We start from the raw sequence: 24,209 nt of genomic DNA on the forward strand, positions 1-24,209 counted from the left end.
GTCCCCGTATATGCGCCGTGCCGACCGTATGGGAGGGATGGACGTATATACATTGTTGTGTGTAGTTTTTAATTTTTATCCCCAATTCATCAGTTTAGGTAGTACGGTCACTATGCCAATAATTAATATCAAAGTAAGTGAAATCTTTTTAAACTTATCTTGTGGTATATAGGTCAAGATACGCTTACCAATCATTGTCCCGACAAATCCAATTACTATTAGAAATGGTAGGTAAATAATATCGTGCTTGTGGATGTATCCATTTTGGAAATAAACGAAAGTTCTTGTAAAATCGATAAGGAAATCAATAAAGGCTGATGTTGCAATGAAAACACTTTTTTCTAAATTAAAAGCTGCCATTGTTAGCCCTCTTATTGCCCCGCCAGTACCTAAAAGTCCTGCTGAAAAACCGGACAAAATTCCGCCTGTGATGGCATTTTTGTTGTTTGGTTTTATGATTAGATTCTTTTTTATTAAAAATAGCAGGCTAAATCCTACCAAGAAGACTCCAAGAATAATTTCTAAATACTGACTATTAACATATTTTGTTAAAAACCCACCAATAATGACAAATATGACCGACGGTATTCCAATATTAAACAAAAGTCGTTTATCTATTCCCTTTTTAAACAAAACGATTTTACTAACATTACTTGACAAATGATAGATGGCTGTCAAACCTAAAACAGATTGGAAGTCGAAGTAAAAATTGGCAATTGGAACAAAAAAAACGGAGGAACCAAATCCCCCTATAGTACCAAGAATCTCTGCAAGCATTGCCAACAGTAAAAAGATATAACTTATGTCTCTAAAATTCATGTCAGATAGTATTTATACGCTTACCCCAAATAGGTAACCAACTAATGCCGTAAGTCCCATTGCAATTGTTCCCCAAAATGTAATTCTAATAATTGCCCTACCTATACTTGAGCCGCCTGTTTTTGCAGCTAATGCTCCTAAAATAATTAGAAAAATAATTGCGAATACATATAGGTAGTATTCCATGTTTTTTAGTGGTAAAAAGAGGGCTACCAAAAGAGGAAGTATTCCTCCAACAGTAAAGGCTGCACCTGAAGCAAAAGCGGCTTGAATGGGTTTAGCTTGACTTATTTCATTTAGTCCCAATTCATCTCTTATGTGTGCGCCTAATGCATCTTTTTCTGTAAGTTCTTTGGCTACGATTAATGCTGTTTCTTTCTTCAATCCTCTTTTTTCATAAATTTCGGCTAATCGTTTTAATTCTACTTCGGGCATTTCTTTTAATTCTTGTTTTTCCCGCTCAATATCCGCACTTTCAATATCTGTTTGAGAACTTACCGAAACATATTCCCCTGCTGCCATTGATAATGCCCCCGCAACCAACCCCGCCAAGGTTGCCAAAATAATTGGTTCTCGTACATCGCTGGCAGCAGCTACACCAATTGCAAGACTTGCGGTTGATAAAATTCCGTCATTTGCTCCAAGAACAGCTGCTCTTAACCAATTACTTCGATGAATATAATGATTGTCTAAATAATCGTCTATTTCTTCTTTTTTATCTGTCATTATGGATGTTTTTGTTTTTTTTCTAATTACACACAACGGTTAGTATATGAAAAGTAGGCGATTTCGAAGCACGAAACTTTCGGTTACACACAAAGTTTGATATGAGCCTAAACCCTTGAATTTACTACTGTTTCGCCTATTTTTTATATACATTGTTCTCTGCAGGTTTTATTCCTTCACGATGATTTCAATCGCTTTTTCAAGTAATTCATCTTTTCCTTGTCTTATTCCTTCAATGGTTGGATGTACTTCTATGTCTGGAACAATTCCAATTCTTTGCGTTTCACCGCCATTTGGATAGTTAACCCCAATTCCTGAAATCATTGTTCTTAATCCTCCGGGAAGCATTATTTCTGATACGTTTCCGTCTGCTCCTGCTGTTGTACTTCCTATAATTTTAGTATTATCGCCTGCTCGAAATGCCATTGATGTGTATTCTGCCTGACTTTGAGATAATTCATTAACTAAAACCACTAACTTCCCCTTGTAAGTTTTGCCTTTACTTGGAATTTTTAATTCTCTTGCGAAAGAAAATTCGCCTGGATTATCAACATTACCATTAGTAAACTTAACAAATGGTGTCATAGACGAAACAAAATAAGAACCCAAACTAAATGGAACAAAAGTTGACGGATAATTACGTATATCAATGATGATTCCTTTAGTGTTTTTAAATTCATCTTTGATTTGTGCAATATCATCTTCTTTGATTGTTTGAAGTGTAACATAGCCTATATTGTTATCCAACATTTTAAAGGATTTACCATCACTTTTTCTGTACCAACGATAAATGTCAAGGCTATCTTTTGGGTATAGTTTAAGATTCTTTTTCTGAGGTTTGGAATTACCCGAAACAAACTCAATTTCAATATTATTCGAGTTTGAGCGTAAAAGGTCTGCCGAAATATCTCGTAGTCTTGTTGGCTCATTAGAAGCTGGATAATATTTAGATTTTTCATTTACGATTTTGTCTATTGGGTTGCCATTTATTTTGGTAATTACATCACCAATTTTTAATCCAACTTCGTTTTTTAATTCTTGATTATAATAATCTGTGACAACCAAATGATTTTCGATAAAACGAACGTGTATTGGTGGATAGTTTGAGCCTTTCCATTCATCAATTTTGTCCGCTCCACCCCAAAGATTTGCGTGAGTATCTTGTATATCTCCAATTATCTGAACTGTTGCCAATTCATATTCCAACTCATTTTTTGCATTTATGAATAGCGGAATATATTCTTTTAATTTTTTGTTCCAATCTTCATCCATTAAGTGTTTGTAAGGAAAAAAGTAGTTTATCATATTCCAATACCGATAAAGTGATAGTAGTCTAAAGCCATCATCTGGATAAGGAATATTTGAATATGGATTTTCATTTTTAAATTCGGGGTTGCCAACATTTGTAGTCATCCCGATATAATAGTGTTTACCTTGGGAACGGTTGTTGTAAACGTGAAGCAATTTGTTTTTCAAATCTGCACTTTGATTGTTAATCCATTTCATATCGGGTTTTAGAAAAGCATTTTCATCTGTCGGCTGACATTTTGCACATTCTTTTACTTGACCAAATGAGTCAATCCAATCAACAAGATATTTATCTCTTTCAATAGTGTTTTCTGCCTTTATGTATTTTGGTAAAAATCTAAAAAGTTCATAGTCGAAATTGTAGTTCCCTTCTGCAATTTCAGGATGATGATACTTAAGAAAACCCCAAACTCTGCCTAACAATTCAAGGTTCTCAGTATTTTCAGAAGTCAAATTAGAAATCTCTATTAATGTCCCATTATCAAATTCTTTGTCAAGTTGTGCTTTTGATAATTTTTTTTCTACTTCTTTTAAAGTTTGTACATTTTTACCATCAATTGATAAAACAAAATCATCAAACCAAGCTTCGCCTCTGCCTGTAAGTATTCCTGCAATAAATATATTTTCTGCTCCCTCTGGATAGTTGAGAGTTATATTATACTTCTGCCAATCCCTAGTTCCTGTTATATTTTGATTTTGCATATTGTCAAATGCCAAAGAAGTACCATTTCCGTCAACTCTTAGCAACAAACCTGCAAATCCGTTTTCAACATCTTTGATTTTCATAAAACCCTCAAGTCTTATTTCTTTTCCTTCGTAGTTCGCTGGGATTTTGTATGCAATACTTCCAAAAGAACTTCCTGTTTGGTCAGAAGTGATTTTTCCTGATTTTGTGCCTGAATGAGCAACGGAATCTGTTGTTAATTCATAATTACCCCATTTAATCCACCCGTCAGAAAGTGATGCACTCTCGCTCTGTTTTTCAAAACCGAGATTGTATTTTTCAGGTTTTTGGGCTTGACAACCGATTGAAACAATTGTCAGTAATACTATTAGTGTTTTTTTCATCGATTCGTTTTTTTTTTAACTTGCAGAGAACTCGTTATATAAGATATAAATATACTTATATCCATAATATTATAACATATAAACCTATTTTTTTACTGTTTTTAGAGCGGTACTTATTTGTATATTTAGGTTGTATTTAGTGGCTTTTAAAGGCTTTATAAGCTGTGCTTTAACATCGCTTAGGGTGTTCTTCTACAAAATCAAATTTTTAAAAAATACATAAAAGCGTTTCTCGAACAAGTCTCGAACAACACTCGAAGAAAACCTATTAAAATTTGGGTTTTTGCATCAATTTGTGTCAATCTGTGTCAAATTGCGTCAAATTGCGTCAAATTGTGTCAATCTGAATCAAATTGCGTCAATCTGTGTCAAATTGTGTCAATGTGTATCAATATGTATCAATGTGTGTCAATGTGTGTCAAGCATTTGGTAGTTATGGGTTTAGCCATTACTTTGGCACTATTATTAACCCCAAAATCTATGTATTATGGCCACATTTGAAAAAGGCATACTAGGAGGTTTCTCTGGGAAAGTTGGCAATGTTGTCGGCTCTCGCTGGAGAGGTAAAAATGTGATGCGTAGTTTACCACAGCGTGGCAACTACACACCAACTGAACTACAGTTATTACAACGCGAGCGTTTTAAAACTGTCATTACTTTTGTAACGCCTATTAAAGGCTTATTAAGTAAATATTTTGGTAAACCGCAAGGTGATAAGTCTAGATATAATCTAGCAACGTCTTACCATTTAACCGAAGCACTAATTGCTATTCCTGGCGGCTTTACTATTAATTACCAAAAGGTGTTAATTAGTAAAGGCGATTTAAGAGGCTTGCAACAGCCTGTTATTAACGCGGCTCCCAATCATGTGTTAGACTTAACATGGGATGATAATAGTGGGCAAGGTAATGCCGCTGCAGACGATGTACTGTTTATGGTGGTTTTTGCGCCTAACGAGCAATTGTATCAGGTGTTTAATCCTGCTTCTACGCGAGACCAAAGAAGTGTTCAGCTTACTTTGCCGGCTTTTATGGCTGGTTTAGAGGTTGAGATCTGGGCTGGTTTTGTAACTCAAAATGGTAAGGAAGCTGCTGTTAGTAGTTACTTAGGTACACTTACGGTGTTGTAATTGTTAGCCCTTTGTTGGTTTAAAAAGAGACTGTTTAAAAGTTGTAAATATGGCTTTTTTAACAGTCTCTTCTTGGTTTAGTTTTAGGGTGTCGTGTAATGTAATAGGGATTATAAATATAATAGGCTAAACTTATTTAAGTCATTAGTGGTTGTACTCACTTATATCTAGGTCTTTTAACGATTGGTTTTGGAGAATGTTATTGATTAAATGCTTCGGAAACACTAAGGTGCCTCCCAATTTTATACTCGGTATTTTATTGCCTTGTACCAATCGGTTTACGGTACTTCGGCTTATATTTAAATAACGCATAATGTCTTTTATGCTTAGCCACTCTTCGTCTTTTATTATCGATTTGTCTAAGGGTAGTACACTTAAATTTGGGTTTTGAGGGAGGGTAAGGTCGTTTTGCTGTTTCTTCATGGTACACCTGTTTTGTTGATAATACTAAAATAATTAGGATATATAGATTATTTTCTAAATACTTAAATTAGTTATTAACAGACTGTTGTTTATAAGTTGCTGATTGCTAGTGTTTAAAAGTGCTATTTAACTTATAGTGCTCGTCTGGTATATAGAGGTTTTGAAACGGCTTAGAGTTTAAAAAAATAGTCTTTTAAAACGGGTTGTTGTCATCATGGTTCAGTTTTATAAAACCTTGTAATGGCAATGGTGTGTAATTACAAATGCCATTGTAGTGAACGGTAAGTGTTACTATTTATTTACGGGCTAACAACACCTAGGGTATATAACTGTTCCATAGTAGGAGAGTCACTTCCGCCTTCTGGTTCTAGTGTGATCCCAAATGCCTGACTTTCGTTTTGGTTTGCTATGGCAAATATTTTGTTGTCGTCTGTATTAAAATTATCTATGGTTCCTAAACTTGTTGGAGTTAATGGGTTGAGCGTTAACGACCATACTTGCCATACTTTTCCTTCTGGAGCGTCTGGTAAGCCTTGGGCATCCAGATAAATACTGTTATCGGCTTTGTTCCAATATACTTTAGCGTAGGAGTCGGCAAAGTTACCTTGACCACCTAATGGTACGGCAATGATATCTCTGTCACGTAACACATTCAATAAGTTTTCTTTGGCCGCTAAATTGTTTTTTGCTTGTTCTATTTGCGTTTCTAAATAGGCATTTTCAATATCGGCATCAGATAGCTGTACCTCCAATTGTTTGTTTTGGTTGAGTGTCCATAACAATCCTGCTCCAACAAATAAGGCTGCAGCCCAACCTGTGTAAGCAAACCAATTACGTCTTGTGGTTGGCATTTGAACCACTTTGGTATCATTGCCAAATGTTAACTGGTTTTTAATACGTTGTAGTGTGTCTTCACCAGTTTGTGGTGAGGTTGCTGCGGTTAATTTTAATATGGCAGCTTCAATAGATAGTACTTCTTCTAATACTTCGGGATGTTTGCGCATAAGTTGATAGACGTCCTGATTTTCTTTTTCAGAAAGCTGGCCTGCAACATACAGTTCTAAAATTCCAGAGTCTATGTAAGCGTTAACATCCATATTATTGTAGTATCATTTTGCGTAACTCTTTGATACAATTTCTGTTTCTTGTTTTTATAGTTCCTATTGGCATGTCTAATGTTTCAGAAGCTTCTTTTTGAGTGTAGCCTTTAAAGTAAAGGATTTCAATAACTTCAATACATTTTTTAGCCAACTTGCCTACGAAATTCTTAATTCCGATTGCATCAGTTTTATCGTTCAAGTTTTCACTTGTTTCCAAAATATCTACGAAAAATTGTGCGTCGAGGTTTTTTCCAGAGTTTTTAAAGGCTTTAGATCGTGTTTTGTCTATAGCTGCATTTCTTGAAATATTAAGAATCCAGGTAAAAAAGCGTCCTTTACTGGCATCATAACTACTTGAATTATGCCATACTTTTACAAATACATCTTGCATGACTTCTTCTGCAATGTCATGGTCTCTAACAATATTATAAATAACACCATGCATACTATCACTATACATATTGTATAGCTGCTCAAAGGCTTTCTCATCCTTTTGCTGAAATTTAGAAATTAGTGTTTCTAATTGCATGTAGTGTTTTTAAAATAAGATGTTGTAAATATAATAAAGAAAAGAGCTACAGCATGATATTGTAGCTCTTTTTAAAGAATGTTTTATTTTATTCTATAATGCCACCACAACTTATTCTTGTGCCAGCAGCACCAGATGGCTGAGATGTAAAATCGTCAACACCTTCGTGCACTATAATGGCTTTTCCAAGGATGTCTTTAGTGTCATCACCACAACCAATACACCACTCACTAGTCACTTTAGTAATGGTTCCGTGGCCTTTGTCATTGGCTACAAAGTTGCCAATATCTCCTTTGTGATAGCCGTTTGCATCTCCCCATTTACCATGAGGTTGAGCCGTAGGATTCCAGTGTCCACCAGAAGACTTACCATCGTCTGACGTACAATCTGCCTTTTCATGAATATGAATAGCGTGTTCTCCAGGTGATAATCCGTCAAGTACAGCCATCATAGTAACTATGCCATCTTCCTGAGTAAATACTATATTACCATTAGCATTACTACCACTTTTAGATTCTAAACTCAGCCTTACTTTTCGTTTTTCAGAAAAGTAAGCTGGTTTTTCTTTCATTTCTGATGCATCACGTGTTTCTGTGGTGCTATTCGTTTCTTCAGTTACCTCTTCTTCAATAACCGTTTCCTTTTCCTTTTTATCGCTTTTACAGGATACAAACAAACATAACGCAACGAGCGCAAGTCCTAAAATTTTGTGATTCATTGTATAGTGTTTTAATAATTATTTTAAACTGAAAGATAATGATAATTTAATTCGCACTAAAATAAATTACGGTTAAAATAGCTGTATGACAAATGTCATTTTTATTTTAAAGGCTAATCAGTACATTTATAAAATAATAAAACGCAAGATTTATTGATTATATTTAATAGCTTTAAATCAAAACACTAAAACTGAAATTATGAATAAAATAATAGTACCTATCGACTTTTCTAAACATTCAGATTATGCACTTGAAACTGCTGCTATTTTGGCAAAACGCAATAATGCTGAAATTTTGGCATTACATATGTTAGAAATGGCTCAAAATGAGCTTATAGATTCTGATGAAGAACAAGAAATGCAAACCGTATTTTTTATGAAACTTGCTGAAAAGCGGTTTAATGAGTTTTTAGAAAAGGACTACTTACAAGGGGTAACCGTTACACCAGTTGTAAAACATTTTAAAGTGTTTCGAGAAGTTAGTGATGTTGCCAAAGAACATAATGCCGATTTAATTGTTATGGGTTCTCATGGTTCTAGTGGTCTTACAGAAATATTCGTAGGTTCAAATACTGAAAAAGTAGTGCGATATTCTGATATTCCTGTGCTTATTGTCAAACAAGAACCAGTAGATGTAAAATTTGAAACGGTTGTTTTTGCTTGTGATTTTTCTGAAGAAATGGTTCAACCTTATTTGAAAGCGTGCCAGTTTTTTGAAAATTCTTCGTCTACTTTAAAACTTTTATATGTGAATTTGCCAGGTGCATTTTTTAAAAGCTCTACTGAAATGGAAGCTACTGTAGCTAATTTTCTAAAAAAGGCAGATGGAAATTTAGATAAACTAAACGATATACATTATATAGCAGATTATACTGTTGAAGAAGGTGTGCTCAATTTTGCAAATGTTGTAGGAGGTGATTTAATTGCTGTGCCAACTCATGGTCGAAAAGGAATCAGTCATTTTTTTAGCGGAAGTATAGGTGAAGATATTGCTAACCATGCTACCTTACCTGTAATTACATTTAAAATCTAAGTGTGATTATAAATTTAAAGACAAAAAAAAAAGAGTTAGAAAACTAACTCTTTTTTTTTGTGAAAGCCTTTTATAATTAAAACTGTTTCAGTAAATAATTAATTAAATCTGTACTGGTAACAATACCTACAAGCTCACCTTGATCAACAACAGGTAAGGCATGAAATTCGTTTTTAGTTAAAATTTCTGCAACATCTTTAATTGTAGTTTCAGAGTTTACAGTCACTACGTTTTTGGTCATTACTTGGTCAATGCTAAACATGTTATACACAACGGTATCTATTTCTGTTTCATCTTCACTTACAGCATCAGCAAAACTAATGCGAAGTAAATCGGTATAACTTAACATGCCAATAATGACATCTCCAGATACCACAGGAATGTGTCTTATGTGGTGCTTTTTAAATAGTCGTTCTGCAGTTTCTAAATCATCTGTTCTATTTAATGCAATAATATTCTTGGTCATTATAGCTGACACTGGTGTGCGTTTTTTCATAATGTTTTAGTTTTTAATTTCTTTATTAAAGGTAGTTATATACACTATTAGAAACTATGATAAAAGTCATAAAAAATACCTTACTAATGTGTTATATTTGAGCATATTGCACAAAAAATTATGGGAACGCAATCGGTAAAGCCTATTACTAACAAATCACAACGAAAGCAGTTTATAAATCATTTGTTAAATGATGTAGAAGCGCTAGATATGATGATTAAAACAGATGCCTTCGAAAAAGGGATTCAGCGTATTGGTGCCGAACAAGAATTGTGTATTGTAGATAAATATTACAGGCCTTCTTTTAATGCGCTTGAGATCTTAGATACAATTAATGATCCTCATTTTACCACTGAGCTTGGTCTTTTTAATTTAGAAGCCAATCTCGATCCTTTGGAATTGAATGGAAAATGCTTTTCACAACTGGAAAGTGACCTGTATGATTTACTAGATAAGGCTCATAAAGCAGCAGCGTCTATAGATTTCAATAAAATAATTCTTACAGGTATTTTACCAACTTTTAAACGTAAAGATCTCGTGTTTGAAAACATGACACCTTTTCAACGTTATAAGGTATTAAATGATGTGATGAAAAAGGTAAGAGGTAGCCATTTTAGAGTAAAGGTAAGAGGTGTAGATGAACTTATTATAGATCATGAGTCTATTCTGTTTGAAGCGTGCAACACAAGTTTTCAAGTGCATTTACAGGTAGGTTTAGATGCTATTATTGACCAGTATAACTGGTCGCAAGCCATTGCTGGACCAGTATTATCTGTAATGACTAATTCACCTATGCTCTTAGGAAGAGAACTTTGGAGCGAAACACGTATTGCTTTGTTTCAGCAGAGTATCGATTTACGAAATTCATCACAATTGTTAAGAGAGCAAAAGGCACGAGTGAGTTTTGGAAGTGATTGGGTAAGAGATTCTATATTAGAAGTCTTTACAGATGATGTGGCTCGATATGCACCTTTGGTTACAGCAGATTTATCTGGTAATCCTATTGAAGATTTAAAAAATGGTATTAAACCAGATTTAAAAGCGATTGGCTTACATAATGGAACACTTTATAAATGGAACAGAGTGTGTTATGGTGTTCATAAAAACATTGCGCATTTACGAATTGAAAACAGGTACATCCCATCTGGACCAAGTATTAAAGATGAAATTGCCAATGCGATGTTTTGGATTGGTGTGATGGTAGGCATGCCAGATGATTGTAAATCGATATGGAAACGCATGGCGTTTAAGGATGCTAAAGGCAATTTTATAAAAGCTGCCAGAACAGGTATGGACACCTATTTTAATTGGTTTGGAAAAGGTATTTCAGCTAAAAAGTTAGCACGAAAAATCTTGTTGCCAATGGCTCATGACGGACTTATAAAAGCGAATGTTGATCCTGTAGATATTGCCTTTTATCTCAATATTATAAAAGAACGTATTGATAAAAACACTTCTGGAAGTCAGTGGTTAGTAAGAAGTAGTCGTATGCTGCAAGAAACAGTTTCTAGAGAAGAGGCCAATATTTTGATTACTTATCACATGCATAAAAATCAACAGGAAAACCTGCCTGTTAGCCAATGGGAACTGGCAAAGCCTTTAGCAAGAAAAGATGCCAATTCTAATGATAAGATTCATAAAGTGATGTCCACTCAAATTTTTACAGTCGATGAAAATGATGCTATGCGACTCATCAAAAATGTAATGCAATGGAAACATATTAATCACATTCCTGTAATAAATTCTAAACATAAAATTGTCGGAATCATTTCTGCAAGTGACATTTCTAATGTCGACAAGTTTGATGATTATTCGGCTTCTCAGGTGATGCAAAAAGACATCAAAATAGCACATCCAGATATGCTTATTGAAGAAGCCAAAGCCCTTATGATTAAAAACAATATACGATGTTTACCTATAGTAGATCATGACGAATTAGTAGGTATACTCACCAAAACAGATTTAGATAAACTTAATTTATAACCCATGATTAAAGAAGCTACCAAAAAAACTATCTCACATTTATCTGAAGATAGAATTTTCTACAGTCAGAATAATGACGTCAATGGTACGACATTAATCTGTATTGGAGGCATTCATGGCAATGAGCCAGCAGGCGTTTATGGATTGCAAAAAGTCATTAGTGATATCGTTGTAAATGATACTAAAATTAAAGGAAATTTTTATGCTTTAATAGGTAATATAAATGCTTTAAAAGCAAGTGTAAGATACCAGGATTTTGATTTAAACAGACTATGGACTAAAGATGAAATTGAATCTTTATGTGATGAAGATGATTATTATGAATTCGAGGAACAAAAAGAACAATGTGAGCTTTATAATACGATTAAAACTATTTGTAACACGAATCATGGTGACTTTATATTTGTAGATTTACATACCACATCTTCTCCAACGGTTCCTTTTATCACCATTAGTGATTCGCTAAATAACAGAACTATAGCCAGTAAGTTTCATATTCCAATAGTATTAGGTATTGAAGAGTATTTAGATGGACCTTTGTTGTCTTTTATCAATGAATTTGGCCATGTTTCTATAGGTTTTGAAGCCGGTCAGCACGATGATGAAAATTCGGTATTGTATTGTGAAGCTTTTATATGGATGATGATGGAAAAAATTGGAATTGTATCCAAACACGAATTCAATTATAAAGCCATTAGCAAAATATTAAACATCGAAAGCGGGTTTTATGAAATTGTTTACCGACATTCTTTATCAGAATCCAATCAGTTTAAAATGAAACCTGGTTTTAAAAATTTTGTATCCGTAATGAAACATCAATCATTAGCAAATGATGGTATAAGCGAAATTAAGAGTCCGTTTAACGGCTTGATTTTTATGCCATTATATCAAAAGCAAGGAGAAGACGGTTTTTTTATTGTTAGAAAGTTGTCTAAATTTTGGTTGGTTGTTTCAGCGGTATTGCGAAGTTTGAAATTTCATCAGTTTTTGAAACTGCTTCCAGGTATTAGTAGGCATCCAGACAATGATTATTCATTAATAGCCAATCGAAAAATAGCTTTGTTTTTAACAACAAAGATCTTTCATTTATTCGGCTACAGAAAAAAAATTATTGTTGATGATAAAATTCATTTTATGAAGCGTGACAGAAAAGTGATTCCTTTTATTTAGAGCTTTGTTTACGACGCATTTTTCCTGTGATATCTTCAATGTGTATTACAAAAACAATAGGCATATCGTTGGTTGCAATTTTTGCAGAGAACTCGCTGATAAAGTTTAAATCTCTATGTTCTTTATTGAGAATGATGTCTTTAATGCCTAATGAAAAATCATGAAGTAAGGCTTTTGCACTACTGCCTTCAAATTCTTCATAGTTGCCATGTACGGCTATAGACTGCCAGTGGTCTACAGAGGTTATATCTGAAACTTCTAGCGTAATTGGCGCATGTTTTCTCATGGCATCTATTTTATGACCTTCGCCAGAATAGCATATAATTTTATGGTCTTTGTAGAAATAGGTAATAGGTATGACGTAAGGCCTGTCTTTATATATATAACCTAAATGACCAATGTAATTTTGTTTTAAAATGAGTTCGCAATCTGCTTTGTCTAAATTCTTAATCATAACGAATGATGTTTTTAATTAATGTTTTTCATGATGGAAAATCATTAAAGGGACTTTAATAACCTTGCTTAGTTCTATTGTTGGTGATTGAGTAAACAACCGTTTTATAAAAGATTTATCATGAACAATTAGACCTGTCATATCAATGGTATGTGTTTTGAGATAATTAGTGACTGCTTGATAAAAAGTAGTGTCTTGTTCAACTAAATAATTACAATCATATGTTTTTAAGATGTTTTGATCGGTTGTGACATAATGAGTAGATTCATTATTTTTACATACTCTCAATACATGTAATTTGAGATTATAGTGTTTTGTAAAATCATTGATAACATTTAATTGTTCAGTATCAATAACATCATCAAATTGCAATGGCAATAAAAAATGAGTGATGGGTTTAAAAGTATAATCCTTAGGAACCACAAGTGTTTTGCAAATAACTTGCCTGATTACATTTATGGTATTGCTTCCAAAAACAACTTCAATGGCACCTGTAGCACCATTAGAGCCCATAACGACATAATCAATAGCTTTATTTTTTATGGCTTGATTAACAGCATCTGTAAACACGTCAAAATCAACACTGACTTCAAAAGTATGATTAGGATTTTTATAAGTTGCTTTTAAATCTTCAACAATAGCATTCAGTTTTTCTTTAGGAACTTTAGTAAAAGATTCATAAATGTTTTGAGTTGGAGATGTCATTAAATCGTCTGAAATAAATGTGCCAGCTTTATGAATGTTCATAATATGAAACACACAGGTTTCAGATTCAAAAAAACGCATCGCATAATGGATAGCGTTAGTTGCACTCTTTGAAAAGTCTGTTAATAGTAATATCGATTTCATTTACATAGAAGTTATAAAATAAAATTACAGAAATTGACTTAAATAAACTATGATGAATATCACTTTAACACAGAAAGTAACGCAATTTAATGACAATCAATAGTACTGGTAGCTGTATCAACAATTGGAGAAGGAGACAGGTAAGGAATGCCTAAGCCCAATCCACGAATAATAAATAATAATCCGATAAGAATTACAAAAACAGGAATCGCTTTTTGAATGCGTTGTTTAACGGTTGTGTTTAAAAATTTTCCTAAATATATGGCTGTAGTCATTAACGGAATGGTTCCCAATCCAAAAAGCATCATGTATATACTGCTTTCAAAAGCACTCTGCATTGCAAGTGAAGCAAAAACAGCCATATAGACTAAGCCACATGGTAAAAATCCGTTTAAAAAACCAATGGTTAAAAAGGTGTCTGCAGTTTTCTTTTTAAGGGCTTTTCCTAAAGATGATTTTACTTTAGAGATTAGTTTATAAATGGGTTTAGAAAAGTTGTATTTGTTAAAGGTTTGTACTGGAATAAGCACAACGATAATCATTAAAATTCCAATAGCAATAGATAATTGTTGCTGAATTCCAAAGATATAAAGGCTTTTACCAATAAGTCCAAAACATAAGCCTATTAAGGCATAAGCTAATAACCGACCAATATGATACGTTGAAATCTGTGAGATTTTTTTTATAGAATTACTTCGGTCTACAGGTAACATAAAAGCAATCGGACCACACATTCCAACACAGTGGAAACTGCCTAAAAGACCGAATATGACGGCAGACCATAGCATTTAGTAAACAATTTCTTTTTTGTAGAGATACGATTTTCCGTTATATTGCCAGTCGACTTTAATGTTCCAACGACCATCCAACAAACGATTGTCAGGTATGAGCAAATTATGGTCAGACAATGAAATTGAGCTTTCAAAGTCTACTTGTTTGTTAGATGGTCTATAAAGGAACACTTTACCTTCAATATTTTCTACGTTTAAGTCTTTTGGAAACGAAATAACCAATCCTTCATCAGTGCGTTTCCAGCTAATATTTGATGCTAAATCTTTAGCGTTTTTTTCTTTGTTTATATCTGTTTGGTATTCCAGTTCAGCCTTATAATAGTCTTCTGTAACCAAGTCATGATCGTATTTGTCACTTGTATTCATGCGTACCACAAAAAACATTATAAAGCTTATAAAGCCTATAAATGCTAGTACGATTCCTGTTCCCCAATTTATTTTCATAGTCTTGTTTTTTTGGGCATTACCCTTTTTCATTACAATCAAAAGCGTCAGGCTTTCGGTAGTCGCTTTTTATTTTTTAATCTTTTTAGCTTGCTTTATGAGTTAACGTGAAATACATATATTTTTTCTCGAGCAAACTTCAAGTTGCAACATAAAAGAGCTTCAACAATACCTCAATCCTTAATGCGATTTAGAATTAGAAGTAAAAAGGCAAAACTTGTAAGGCATAAACTTACTAATCTCTTATCTCTAATCCTTTTTTGTTATTAATTATAACTTCTAGGACCTAAAAAATTAACTGTTGTTGTTTCAATGAGTTCTTCACCACTGTACACTTCAATCATTAATTTGTTTTTATCGCCTTTAAGTTCACTTTTATCAATTTCAATAAACAAAGTCCCTTCTGCTAATCCTTGTTCGGGAACTTCAACTTCTCCTGTATTAGAAACCAACTTGATTTTACCTTTGTACTTGCGTAACTTAAAATTAACATCTTCAATCTTTTCGTTGGTTTTATTGATGAGTTTGTACGTAAATACATTACTGATAATGGTTTCTCCTTTATGTTCATAAAGTTGTCCTGGTAATCGTAATACTCTGGCTTCAACATCATTTCGTAATAACAACATGCCAATTAAGACACCAATCAAAATAACTAAAACTGCTGTGTATCCTTTTAATCTAGGTGAAAATTCAAATTTCTTTTTCTTTTCAATATTCTCTTCACTGGCATATCTAATCAATCCTTTAGGAAGATTAATACTTTCCATAATGTGATCACATTCATCAATACACGCTGTACAGTTCACACATTCTAACTGTGTGCCATTTCTAATGTCTATTCCAGTAGGGCAAACATGTACGCATTGTAAACAATCGATACAATCACCATAACCCAGTGCTTCTCGGTCTTCATTTTTTCTAAACTTTTTTCTGCCATTTTCAGCTTCACCACGTTTGTGATCATAAGCAACTACTATAGATTTGTTATCTAAAAGCACACCTTGTAATCGACCATACGGACAAGCAATGATACAAACTTGTTCTCTAAACCAGGCAAATACAAAATAGAATACTGCGGTAAAAATAAGCAATGGAAACAGGGTTCCTAAATGCTCAAAAGGTCCATCAGTAATGTATTTTATCAGTTTGTCACTTCCAATCAGATAGGCTAAAAAAATGTTGGCGATTAAAAAGGAAATCACTAAAAAAATAAACCATTTTAAAACCCGTTTTCTAATTTTTTCAGCATCCCATTTTTGTCGCTGTAACTTTCGTTGTTTATTTCTATCACCATCAATCCAGTATTCTATGCGTCTGAATACCATTTCCATGAATATGGTTTGCGGACAAATCCATCCACAGAAAATACGTCCGAATCCTACTGTAAATAAGGTGATGAAAATCACACCAATTAACATTGAAATTACAAACAAATGAAAATCCTGAGGCCAAAACGGAAATCCGAAAATATTAAAGCGTCGCTCTAATACATTAAACATTAAAAACTGATTGCCATTAACCTTAATAAAAGGAGCTGCAAATAAAAATGCTAATAGTACATAACTTACTATTTTACGCTTTTCATAGTACCACCCACTAGGTTTTTTAGGAAAAACCCAGGCACGTTTTCCATCTTCATTGATAGTTCCAATAGAATCTCTGAATGTTTCGTTTTCAGGTGTGTTCATGACAGTTTTGTTTTGAGGCTCAGCAGAAATTAATCTGTAAAGTCAATAAATATCAATCTTCTTTTAATTCAGGCGTTTCAACCTCAATGGTAGAGTTTGTTTTAATCTCCATAGCTTCCGTTGGGATATCTTCAGCTGGAGCATCTTCAGAAACCCAAATATCACCTTCAGGTTCTTTGGGTTCAGCTGGAGTTGTGCCTCCAAATTGAAGTACATAACTTGCTACTTGAGCCATTTCGGAAGGTTTCAAACTTTGTTTCCAGGCAATCATACCTTTACCATCACGACCACCTTCAGAGATGGTTTTAAAGACATTTTTAATACCACCACCTAGAATCCAATGTTTATCGGTTAGGTTTGGACCAATACCACCTCCACCATCGGCTTTATGACACGCTACACAATTCACTTCATATATCGCTTTTCCAGCCTTAATATCACCAGCATCAGTTAAAACTTCAACAGTATTAAAATCTACCAAGTCTTTGGCGGTTTTCTTGTATTCTTCAATTTCAATCTTTGCTTCTGCTAAAGTGGCTTCAAGTTCTTCATATTGATTTTCACCATTGAACACATGGAAACGTACCAGATAAACAGCTCCAAAAATGATACTGGCATAAAATCCGTACAGCCACCATGGTGGAAGATTATTATCTAGCTCTTTAATACCATCGTAATTATGGTCTAAGATAATTTCATGTTCTTCTTCCATAGGTTTGCTACCCAATAACTTGTTGTAAGTCTCAGAAACCCATTTTACAATTTTAGGAGTATTTGTTTTCTGAGCATTAAAACGTGCTTTAGCCTCTTCATCTAAACTTTGGTATAGCACGTTGTTAATTGAAGACACAATAGCTTCAATAGCAATAATGATTAATAATACTAATAGTAAGAATAATAGTACCATTGGTTTTTCAATAAATGCTGGCTTATCACCAGAATCAATTGTGTATTCTACGATACCCATTATCAAAAAGAATACGACAGGTACTCTTATCCAAGAAGGAATTGAATTTCTCATAATTCTGTAGTGTTTTGGTTGTCTAAAGGAAGGCTACTCACCTTGTTAATATAGTCTTTTTTTGCAGTAATAACCCACCAGAAAAGGACGACGAAAAAACTGAAAAATATAAGTAAGGAGATTAAGGGGTAGATTTCTATTCCTGTAATGCTTTCCATATGGTTTTTTACAAATTTTAGCATGATAATTTAGTTTTGAGTTGATGTGACTTCAGCATCTTTGACTTTAATATCTGTACCTAATCGCTGTAAGTATGCAATGACTGCAACAATTTCACGATTACGCATTTCTACGAAATCTTGACCACCAGCTTGTTTGTCGGCTTCATAGGTTGCTGCAAAGTCTGGATCTGAATACAGGTTTTTTTCGATTTGAGTACCTTGCTCTAACATAGATTGCTGTGCATTGGCAATATCATCTTCAGTATAAGGAACACCAAGGGTAACCATGGCTTCCATTTTAGCTTCGGTTAAAGATTTATCAAGTTCATTTTTAACTAACCATTGGTAAGCTGGCATGATAGAACCCGATGACGTACTTTGTGGATCATACATGTGATTAAGATGCCAGTTATCTGAATACTTTCCACCTACACGATGTAAATCTGGTCCAGTACGTTTACTTCCCCAAAGGAATGGATGGTCATACACAAATTCTCCTGCTTTAGAATATTCACCATAGCGTTCAACCTCACTTCTAAATGGTCTTACCATTTGAGAGTGACAACTTACACAGCCTTCTCTTATATAAATATCTCTACCTTCAAGTTCTAAAGGAGAATATGGTTTTACACTACTAATAGTTGGGATATTGGATTTAACCATGATGGTTGGTACAATTTGTACAATACCACCAATTAAAATTGCTATAGTTGCATAAATGGTTAATTTAATAGGCTTACGTTCTAACCAGGTATGCCATCCTTCACCAGCCACACGTTTTTTAGATACGTTTTGTAATGCTGGAGCTTCAGCTAATTCATCAGTAACAGGACTACCTTTTCTAATAGTTACAATTATGTTATATACTAAAATTAGCATACCTGTTATGTATAAAGTACCACCAATAGCACGCATCCAGTACATTGGAATGATTTCAGAAACTGTTTCTAAGAAGTTACCGTATACTAATGTTCCATCTGGATTGAATTGTTTCCACATACTTGCTTGTGTAAATCCAGCAACATACATTGGTAAGGCGTACATAATGATACCAAGTGTACCTATCCAAAAGTGAAGATTAGCTAAGGCTGTAGAATGTAATTTTGTTTTTACTAAACGAGGAATTAAATAATAGATCATACCAAAAGCAAGGAATCCATTCCAAGCTAAGGCTCCAACGTGAACGTGAGCAATAATCCAATCTGTAAAGTGAGCAATGGCGTTTACGTTTTTAAGTGACAACATTGGTCCTTCAAAAGTCGCCATACCATAACCAGTAATCGCTACCACCATAAATTTGAGAACAGGATCTGTACGTACTTTATCCCAAGCACCACGAAGTGTTAGAAGTCCGTTAATCATTCCTCCCCAAGAAGGCATCAGTAACATGACAGAAAAAGCAACACCTAAATTTTGAGCCCATTCTGGTAAAGCTGTGTACAGTAAATGGTGAGGTCCAGCCCATATGTATATGAATATTAACGACCAGAAGTGCACAATAGATAAGCGGTATGAATATACAGGTCTATTAGCTGCTTTTGGTACAAAGTAATACATTAACCCTAAGAATGGTGTGGTTAAGAAAAATGCAACGGCATTATGACCATACCACCATTGTACTAGCGCATCTTGAACACCTGCATACACAGAATAGCTTTTCAATCCGCTTACAGGGACTTCTAAACTATTAAAAATATGAAGTACGGCAACAGTTACAAATGTGGCCAGATAAAACCAAATTGCGACATACAAATGACGCTGTCTTCTTCTAAGAAGTGTTCCTATTAAGTTCCAGCCAAAAACAACCCAAATAACAGCAATCGCAATGTCAATAGGCCATTCTAATTCGGCATATTCTTTAGAGGTTGTATATCCTAAAGGAAGTGTTAATGCGGCTCCAACAATAATTAATTGCCAACCCCAAAAATTAATTTTACTTAAAAGGTCGCTAAACATTCTAGCTTTTAGCAAACGTTGTGATGAGTAGTACACACCAGCAAAAATAGCATTACCTACAAAGGCAAAAATAACCGCATTGGTATGTAAAGGTCTAAGACGACCAAAACTTAGCCATGAAATGCCATCGGTTAAATTTGGGAATAAAAACATAAATGCGAGTAGTAAACCCACTAACATTCCTACAACTCCCCAAAGCATTGTTGCATAGAGGAAATTTTTGACGATTTTGTTATCGTAATGAAACTGTTGGACTTCCATAATAATTTAATTAGTCTTTTTTTGTTTAATAGATGGTTTTGGTTGCTCTTTAACGAGTTCGTCTTCAAAAAGCATTCTAACAGAAGGTGTATAGCTATCATCATATTGTCCGCTTTTTACTGCCGAAATAAAAGCTATAAAAAACACAACAGCTACAATAATGCTGATACTCAATAAAATATATATAACACTCATACCTAATAGAAGTTATGATTCAAAATTACGTTCGTTTTTGTTCATAGAACATGATAAATGTCATGTTTAAAAAAAATTAAATGGTCATCGAAAATACTTGAGTTTCTGGTCGACTTTCGTGAAGTCTTACATCAAATCCCATGCATATATTTCTAATAAATGGTTTAGCCTCTTCAGGAACTTTTAAAGACTCTTTATCGACAATAATTAAACCATCTTTTTGAGCTTCTCTCAAAGCTTCTAAAACAATGTCAATTTTTGAAAATCTAAGATTTTTATTTTCCCATGAGGTTTCTAAATGACACATAATATTAAGGATATGTTGTCTGATTACCAAATCTTCTTCTGTTAAAATATGACCTCTAAAAACAGGAATTTCTCCAGAAGCAACTATAGATTCATACTCCTTTACGGTTTTAACATTTTGAGCAAAACCATACCAACTGTCACTTATGGCAGACATACCTAAGCCTATCATCAGTTGCGTTGTATTGGCAGTATAACCCATAAAATTTCTGTGTAAGGTTTTATTTATAGTAGCTTTATAGAGATGATCTGTTTTTAATGCAAAATGATCCATGCCAATTTCTTCATAGCCTAAATCTGTAAGAAGTTGCTTTCCAGTTTCATATAAAGCTCTTTTTTCATCTCCTTTTGGTAAATCATCTTCATTAAAACCACGCTGACCAACACCTTTTACCCAAGGCACATGTGCATAACTGTAAAATGAAATTCGATCAGGACGCAACAGTTTTGTTTTAGTAATACTTTCGGTCATGGTTTTTATAGTTTGAAAAGGCAATCCGAAAATTAAATCATGACTTATAGATGTATAGCCTATTGCTCTTGACCATTCCGTTACTTTTTGAACCTGTTCAAAAGACTGGATACGATGAATGGCTTTCTGAACGGTTGCATCGTAATCCTGTATTCCAAAACTAACTCTTGTAAACCCTAAATTATAAAGTGTTTGAAGATGCTCTTTTGTGGTGTTATTTGGATGTCCTTCAAAGCTAAACTCATAATCATTATGCAATTCTGAAGGTTCTAATAAACCATTAATTAGTTTACTCAAATTATCACTTGAAAAGAAAGTTGGCGTTCCACCTCCCAAATGGATTTCTTTTATGATGGGTTTTGTTGACATCAAATCAACATATAATTGCCATTCTTTTAACACCATATCGATGTAATTGTCTTCCATAGAATGTCGCTTTGTAATGTGTTTATGACACGCACAAAACGTACATAAACTTTCACAAAACGGAAGATGAATATATAGGCTTATACCTTGTTCAGTATTACTTTCTTCAAATGAGGTTTTAAAAGTTTCCAGCCATTTATTCTTAGTAAATTGAGCCTCATCCCAAAACGGAACTGTTGGATAACTCGTATATCTTGGACCTGGAATGTTATATTTTTGAATTAAAGATGTGTTCATGATTTTGATAATTTTCTACCAACAATATTTGTGGCAATGGTTGTAAATACGACGATACTTATAGAACTTAAAGGCATTAAAATAGCTGCTACAACTGGAGCTAACTGACCAGTGACTGCAAAATAGAGTCCGATGATATTATAAATAAATGATAATGCAAAACTCCATTTTATAATGGTAATAGCACGTTTTGAAGCTTTTATGAATTTGTACAGCTGGTTAAATTTTGAAGCATCTAAAATAGCATCACAAGCAGGAGAGAAGACATTTACATTTTCAGAAAGGGCAATACCAACATTACTTTGTGCTAATGCTCCAGCATCATTGAGTCCGTCACCAATCATAAGTACTTTTGCGCCTTCAGTTTGGTGGTATTTAATGTATTCCAGTTTGTCATCTGGCTTTTGATTAAATATTAATTTTGTTTTTGAAGGCAAAAGTTTCTTTAAATTTTCAAATTCACCTTCATTATCACCAGAAAGGATGACCAAGTCATATTGTTTTTTTAATTTGTTGAATAGTTTAGACAGACCTTTTCTGTAGCTATTATAAAACGTATATTTTCCTTTATATTGATTATTTGTGCTGATATGTACGGTTGTATTCAGCACAGACGATTCTTGAGCACCAACAAAACTTGCAGAACCGATTTTAATGTGTTCATTGTTATGTGTTGCTTCAATGCCTTTACCAAGATGTTCTTCAAAGTGATTTAATGTAACAATATTATGTTCGTCTAATATATCATATAAAGTTCGGCTTAATGGATGGTTAGAACCGCGAAGTGTATTCTTTAGGAGTAGTTCTTCGGAAGGTGTTAACGCAATCCCATCGTAATTGGCCGAACTGCTTTTATTAGAGGTTATCGTTCCAGTTTTGTCAAAAATAATCGTATTTATTGCTGCTAATTGCTCAATAACAGAAGCATTTTTGACATAGAATTTTAACTTTCCAAAGATGCGAAGCAAATTACCAAAGGTAAATGGAGCAGATAAGGCGATCGCACACGGACAAGCAATGATGAGTACAGCCGTAAACACATTCATGGCTTTAGAAGCATCAGTAAATAACCAGAAAGTAGTGGCAATAACAGCAATGCTCAATATAATGTATGTAAAACGCTTGCTAATGGCATTGGTTAAGGTCGTAAAGCCATCTTCTTTATTTTTACTGAATACATCATTACTCCACAATTGAGTGAGGTAACTTTGCTCAACCGATTTGATGGCCTCCATTTCAATAACACCAGAGGTTTGTTTGCCACCAGCATATAATTTATCTCCAGAGATTTTACTAACGGTTTCAGATTCACCAGTTACAAAGCTGTAATCGATTTTTGCTTTTCCGTTAATAAGAATACCATCTACAGGAATTAATTCTTCGTTTCTAATTAATAAGCGGTCTCCTTTTTCAATGTCGTAAACCTGTATTGGTGTTTCTTCACCATTTGCATTTAGTTTTGTGATTGCTATTGGAAAATAGGATTTGTAATCCCGTTCAAACGATAAAAAGGTATAGGTTTTTTGCTGGAAGAATTTTCCGAGTAATAAAAAGAATACCAATCCTGTTAGACTGTCAAAAAAACCAGACCCTAAGTCGAATATAATTTCAACGGTACTTCGTATAAATAAAACAGCGATACCTAAAGCAATAGGCACATCGATATTTAATAAATTAGAGCGTAATCCTTTATATGCTGAAACAAAATAATCACTTCCAGCATAAAAAACCACAGGAATAGAAAAAGCAAACATGAGCCAGCGAAAGAGATGTTTGTATTGTTCTAACCAAAATTCACCAACTTCAAAATATTCAGGAAATGACAAAAACATGACGTTCCCAAAAGCAAAACCAGCAATACCTAATTTATAAATAAGGCTTCGGTTTATATGTTGTGTTCCTGTTTTAAAATCGTCTAATGAAATGTATGGTTCGTAACCGATAGAACTTAAAAGTAATACGACCTCTTTCAACGAGCAGTATTTAGATTTATAAGTTACGCGAATGGTTTTCTTACCAAAATTGACTTGTGATGAGGTGATATGTGGATTTAACTTGTTGAGGTTTTCTAAAATCCAGATGCAGGAACTACAATGAATATGAGGTATGTACAAGGTCGTAATTTGTGTGCTTCCATCATTAAACTCCGTTAGTTTTTCAATTATATTTTCCTGAGAAAGAAAATCGTATTTTCCTTCTATTTCTTTAGGAATAGCTCCAGGAGATGATTCTAAATCATAATAACACGTTAAGTCGTTTTCTGAAAAAATTTCATAAACAGTTTTGCAACCGTTACAACAGAAATTTTTATCATCAAATGCTATTGGTGTTGTTTTGCAATCATCACCACAGTGGAAACAAGTTGTTTGTCCCATAATTATATGCTCATTTATACCTGAGGCAAAGGTTGAAAAAGAGGTTCTTTTAAACTATGATTTTTATC

General features: G+C 33.8%; 23 protein-coding genes. 4 read left to right on the top strand and 19 right to left on the bottom strand.

Features of this window, described 5'->3' with window-relative positions; translation table 11 throughout:
* Positions 1–75: 75 nt before the first annotated feature.
* From ACRHNM_RS07145 to ACRHNM_RS07155, 3 genes are all read right to left on the bottom strand, one after another.
* Positions 76–819, bottom strand: coding sequence for a sulfite exporter TauE/SafE family protein (locus ACRHNM_RS07145; RefSeq protein ID WP_207778464.1), 744 nt, complete (start codon positions 817–819; stop codon positions 76–78).
* Between the two features lie 12 nt (positions 820–831).
* Positions 832–1,545, bottom strand: a complete 714-nt coding sequence (locus tag ACRHNM_RS07150) for a VIT1/CCC1 transporter family protein (protein ID WP_093978379.1) — start codon at positions 1,543–1,545, stop codon at positions 832–834.
* Positions 1,546–1,713: 168 nt separating this feature from the next.
* Positions 1,714–3,921, bottom strand: a complete 2,208-nt coding sequence (locus tag ACRHNM_RS07155) for a S41 family peptidase (RefSeq protein ID WP_431135105.1) — start codon at positions 3,919–3,921, stop codon at positions 1,714–1,716.
* Positions 3,922–4,408: 487 nt separating this feature from the next.
* Here ACRHNM_RS07155 and ACRHNM_RS07160 point away from each other — a divergent pair, with 487 nt between their 5' ends.
* Complete coding sequence (locus ACRHNM_RS07160) at positions 4,409–5,050, top strand: DUF6266 family protein (RefSeq protein WP_431135107.1); 642 nt, start codon at positions 4,409–4,411, stop codon at positions 5,048–5,050.
* 144 nt (positions 5,051–5,194) lie between these two features.
* Here ACRHNM_RS07160 and ACRHNM_RS07165 read toward each other — a convergent pair whose 3' ends face one another.
* From ACRHNM_RS07165 to ACRHNM_RS07180, 4 genes are all read right to left on the bottom strand, one after another.
* A complete protein-coding gene (locus ACRHNM_RS07165; protein ID WP_431135109.1) occupies positions 5,195–5,473 on the bottom strand; it encodes a helix-turn-helix domain-containing protein in 279 nt (92 codons plus the stop codon).
* A 299-nt stretch (positions 5,474–5,772) separates the two neighbouring features.
* Positions 5,773–6,570, bottom strand: a complete 798-nt coding sequence (locus ACRHNM_RS07170; RefSeq protein WP_431135111.1) for an anti-sigma factor — start codon at positions 6,568–6,570, stop codon at positions 5,773–5,775.
* A gap of 1 nt (position 6,571) precedes the next feature.
* Positions 6,572–7,102 carry an RNA polymerase sigma factor gene (locus tag ACRHNM_RS07175; RefSeq protein WP_431135112.1) on the bottom strand — a complete coding sequence of 177 codons (531 nt, stop codon included), beginning with the start codon at positions 7,100–7,102 and terminating at the stop codon, positions 6,572–6,574.
* Between the two features lie 88 nt (positions 7,103–7,190).
* Complete coding sequence (locus ACRHNM_RS07180; RefSeq protein ID WP_431135114.1) at positions 7,191–7,820, bottom strand: superoxide dismutase family protein; 630 nt, start codon at positions 7,818–7,820, stop codon at positions 7,191–7,193.
* Positions 7,821–8,019: 199 nt separating this feature from the next.
* Here ACRHNM_RS07180 and ACRHNM_RS07185 point away from each other — a divergent pair, with 199 nt between their 5' ends.
* Complete coding sequence (locus ACRHNM_RS07185; protein WP_431135116.1) at positions 8,020–8,853, top strand: universal stress protein; 834 nt, start codon at positions 8,020–8,022, stop codon at positions 8,851–8,853.
* Between the two features lie 76 nt (positions 8,854–8,929).
* Here the strand turns inward: ACRHNM_RS07185 and ACRHNM_RS07190 are convergent, their stop codons facing one another.
* A complete protein-coding gene (locus tag ACRHNM_RS07190; protein ID WP_431135118.1) occupies positions 8,930–9,349 on the bottom strand; it encodes a CBS domain-containing protein in 420 nt (139 codons plus the stop codon).
* A 120-nt stretch (positions 9,350–9,469) separates the two neighbouring features.
* On the opposite strand from ACRHNM_RS07190, the gene ACRHNM_RS07195 reads away from it, so the two are divergent.
* Together ACRHNM_RS07195 and ACRHNM_RS07200 are read left to right on the top strand one after the other, a co-directional pair.
* Complete coding sequence (locus ACRHNM_RS07195; RefSeq protein WP_431135120.1) at positions 9,470–11,332, top strand: CBS domain-containing protein; 1,863 nt, start codon at positions 9,470–9,472, stop codon at positions 11,330–11,332.
* Between the two features lie 3 nt (positions 11,333–11,335).
* Complete coding sequence (locus tag ACRHNM_RS07200; protein WP_431135122.1) at positions 11,336–12,502, top strand: aspartoacylase; 1,167 nt, start codon at positions 11,336–11,338, stop codon at positions 12,500–12,502.
* Here the strand turns inward: ACRHNM_RS07200 and ACRHNM_RS07205 are convergent.
* From ACRHNM_RS07205 to ACRHNM_RS07255, 11 genes are all read right to left on the bottom strand, one after another.
* A complete protein-coding gene (locus ACRHNM_RS07205; RefSeq protein ID WP_431135124.1) occupies positions 12,495–12,956 on the bottom strand; it encodes a pyridoxamine 5'-phosphate oxidase family protein in 462 nt (153 codons plus the stop codon). The two genes, ACRHNM_RS07200 and ACRHNM_RS07205, sit on opposite strands and share 8 nt — an antisense overlap.
* A gap of 18 nt (positions 12,957–12,974) precedes the next feature.
* The gene (locus ACRHNM_RS07210) at positions 12,975–13,805 is read right to left on the bottom strand and encodes a universal stress protein (protein ID WP_431135126.1); all 831 of its coding nucleotides are present in this window, start codon (positions 13,803–13,805) and stop codon (positions 12,975–12,977) included.
* An 86-nt stretch (positions 13,806–13,891) separates the two neighbouring features.
* Complete coding sequence (locus tag ACRHNM_RS07215) at positions 13,892–14,593, bottom strand: sulfite exporter TauE/SafE family protein (protein ID WP_431135127.1); 702 nt, start codon at positions 14,591–14,593, stop codon at positions 13,892–13,894.
* The gene (locus ACRHNM_RS07220) at positions 14,594–15,040 is read right to left on the bottom strand and encodes a FixH family protein (protein WP_431135129.1); all 447 of its coding nucleotides are present in this window, start codon (positions 15,038–15,040) and stop codon (positions 14,594–14,596) included. It abuts the gene before it with no gap.
* A 266-nt stretch (positions 15,041–15,306) separates the two neighbouring features.
* Positions 15,307–16,731, bottom strand: a complete 1,425-nt coding sequence (gene ccoG / locus ACRHNM_RS07225; RefSeq protein ID WP_431135131.1) for a cytochrome c oxidase accessory protein CcoG — start codon at positions 16,729–16,731, stop codon at positions 15,307–15,309.
* Between the two features lie 52 nt (positions 16,732–16,783).
* The gene (locus ACRHNM_RS07230; protein ID WP_431135132.1) at positions 16,784–17,752 is read right to left on the bottom strand and encodes a cbb3-type cytochrome c oxidase N-terminal domain-containing protein; all 969 of its coding nucleotides are present in this window, start codon (positions 17,750–17,752) and stop codon (positions 16,784–16,786) included.
* Positions 17,749–17,934, bottom strand: a complete 186-nt coding sequence (locus ACRHNM_RS07235; RefSeq protein ID WP_431135134.1) for a CcoQ/FixQ family Cbb3-type cytochrome c oxidase assembly chaperone — start codon at positions 17,932–17,934, stop codon at positions 17,749–17,751. The genes ACRHNM_RS07230 and ACRHNM_RS07235 overlap by 4 nt, the downstream gene beginning before the upstream one ends.
* Positions 17,935–17,940: 6 nt before the next feature.
* Positions 17,941–20,130, bottom strand: a complete 2,190-nt coding sequence (ccoN, locus tag ACRHNM_RS07240; protein ID WP_431135136.1) for a cytochrome-c oxidase, cbb3-type subunit I — start codon at positions 20,128–20,130, stop codon at positions 17,941–17,943.
* Positions 20,131–20,136: 6 nt separating this feature from the next.
* A complete protein-coding gene (gene ccoS, locus ACRHNM_RS07245; RefSeq protein WP_431135138.1) occupies positions 20,137–20,325 on the bottom strand; it encodes a cbb3-type cytochrome oxidase assembly protein CcoS in 189 nt (62 codons plus the stop codon).
* Positions 20,326–20,401: 76 nt separating this feature from the next.
* Positions 20,402–21,766, bottom strand: a complete 1,365-nt coding sequence (gene hemN, locus ACRHNM_RS07250) for an oxygen-independent coproporphyrinogen III oxidase (RefSeq protein WP_431135139.1) — start codon at positions 21,764–21,766, stop codon at positions 20,402–20,404.
* Positions 21,763–24,141, bottom strand: a complete 2,379-nt coding sequence (locus ACRHNM_RS07255; RefSeq protein ID WP_431135141.1) for a heavy metal translocating P-type ATPase — start codon at positions 24,139–24,141, stop codon at positions 21,763–21,765. Before ACRHNM_RS07255 ends, hemN begins: the two co-directional genes overlap by 4 nt.
* Positions 24,142–24,209 lie beyond the last annotated feature (68 nt).

This window comes from Psychroserpens mesophilus (assembly GCF_050617655.1).
Lineage (GTDB): Bacteria > Bacteroidota > Bacteroidia > Flavobacteriales > Flavobacteriaceae > Psychroserpens > Psychroserpens mesophilus_A.

Coding starts and splice junctions, on each gene's coding strand:
- ACRHNM_RS07145 (WP_207778464.1), bottom strand. CDS start 819: ATGAATTTTAGAGACATAAGTTATATCTTTTTACTGTTGGCAATGCTT.
- ACRHNM_RS07150 (WP_093978379.1), bottom strand. CDS start 1,545: ATGACAGATAAAAAAGAAGAAATAGACGATTATTTAGACAATCATTAT.
- ACRHNM_RS07155 (WP_431135105.1), bottom strand. CDS start 3,921: ATGAAAAAAACACTAATAGTATTACTGACAATTGTTTCAATCGGTTGT.
- ACRHNM_RS07160 (WP_431135107.1), top strand. CDS start 4,409: ATGGCCACATTTGAAAAAGGCATACTAGGAGGTTTCTCTGGGAAAGTT.
- ACRHNM_RS07165 (WP_431135109.1), bottom strand. CDS start 5,473: ATGAAGAAACAGCAAAACGACCTTACCCTCCCTCAAAACCCAAATTTA.
- ACRHNM_RS07170 (WP_431135111.1), bottom strand. CDS start 6,570: ATGGATGTTAACGCTTACATAGACTCTGGAATTTTAGAACTGTATGTT.
- ACRHNM_RS07175 (WP_431135112.1), bottom strand. CDS start 7,102: ATGCAATTAGAAACACTAATTTCTAAATTTCAGCAAAAGGATGAGAAA.
- ACRHNM_RS07180 (WP_431135114.1), bottom strand. CDS start 7,820: ATGAATCACAAAATTTTAGGACTTGCGCTCGTTGCGTTATGTTTGTTT.
- ACRHNM_RS07185 (WP_431135116.1), top strand. CDS start 8,020: ATGAATAAAATAATAGTACCTATCGACTTTTCTAAACATTCAGATTAT.
- ACRHNM_RS07190 (WP_431135118.1), bottom strand. CDS start 9,349: ATGAAAAAACGCACACCAGTGTCAGCTATAATGACCAAGAATATTATT.
- ACRHNM_RS07195 (WP_431135120.1), top strand. CDS start 9,470: ATGGGAACGCAATCGGTAAAGCCTATTACTAACAAATCACAACGAAAG.
- ACRHNM_RS07200 (WP_431135122.1), top strand. CDS start 11,336: ATGATTAAAGAAGCTACCAAAAAAACTATCTCACATTTATCTGAAGAT.
- ACRHNM_RS07205 (WP_431135124.1), bottom strand. CDS start 12,956: ATGATTAAGAATTTAGACAAAGCAGATTGCGAACTCATTTTAAAACAA.
- ACRHNM_RS07210 (WP_431135126.1), bottom strand. CDS start 13,805: ATGAAATCGATATTACTATTAACAGACTTTTCAAAGAGTGCAACTAAC.
- ACRHNM_RS07215 (WP_431135127.1), bottom strand. CDS start 14,593: ATGCTATGGTCTGCCGTCATATTCGGTCTTTTAGGCAGTTTCCACTGT.
- ACRHNM_RS07220 (WP_431135129.1), bottom strand. CDS start 15,040: ATGAAAATAAATTGGGGAACAGGAATCGTACTAGCATTTATAGGCTTT.
- ccoG (WP_431135131.1), bottom strand. CDS start 16,731: ATGAACACACCTGAAAACGAAACATTCAGAGATTCTATTGGAACTATC.
- ACRHNM_RS07230 (WP_431135132.1), bottom strand. CDS start 17,752: ATGAGAAATTCAATTCCTTCTTGGATAAGAGTACCTGTCGTATTCTTT.
- ACRHNM_RS07235 (WP_431135134.1), bottom strand. CDS start 17,934: ATGCTAAAATTTGTAAAAAACCATATGGAAAGCATTACAGGAATAGAA.
- ccoN (WP_431135136.1), bottom strand. CDS start 20,130: ATGGAAGTCCAACAGTTTCATTACGATAACAAAATCGTCAAAAATTTC.
- ccoS (WP_431135138.1), bottom strand. CDS start 20,325: ATGAGTGTTATATATATTTTATTGAGTATCAGCATTATTGTAGCTGTT.
- hemN (WP_431135139.1), bottom strand. CDS start 21,766: ATGAACACATCTTTAATTCAAAAATATAACATTCCAGGTCCAAGATAT.
- ACRHNM_RS07255 (WP_431135141.1), bottom strand. CDS start 24,141: ATGGGACAAACAACTTGTTTCCACTGTGGTGATGATTGCAAAACAACA.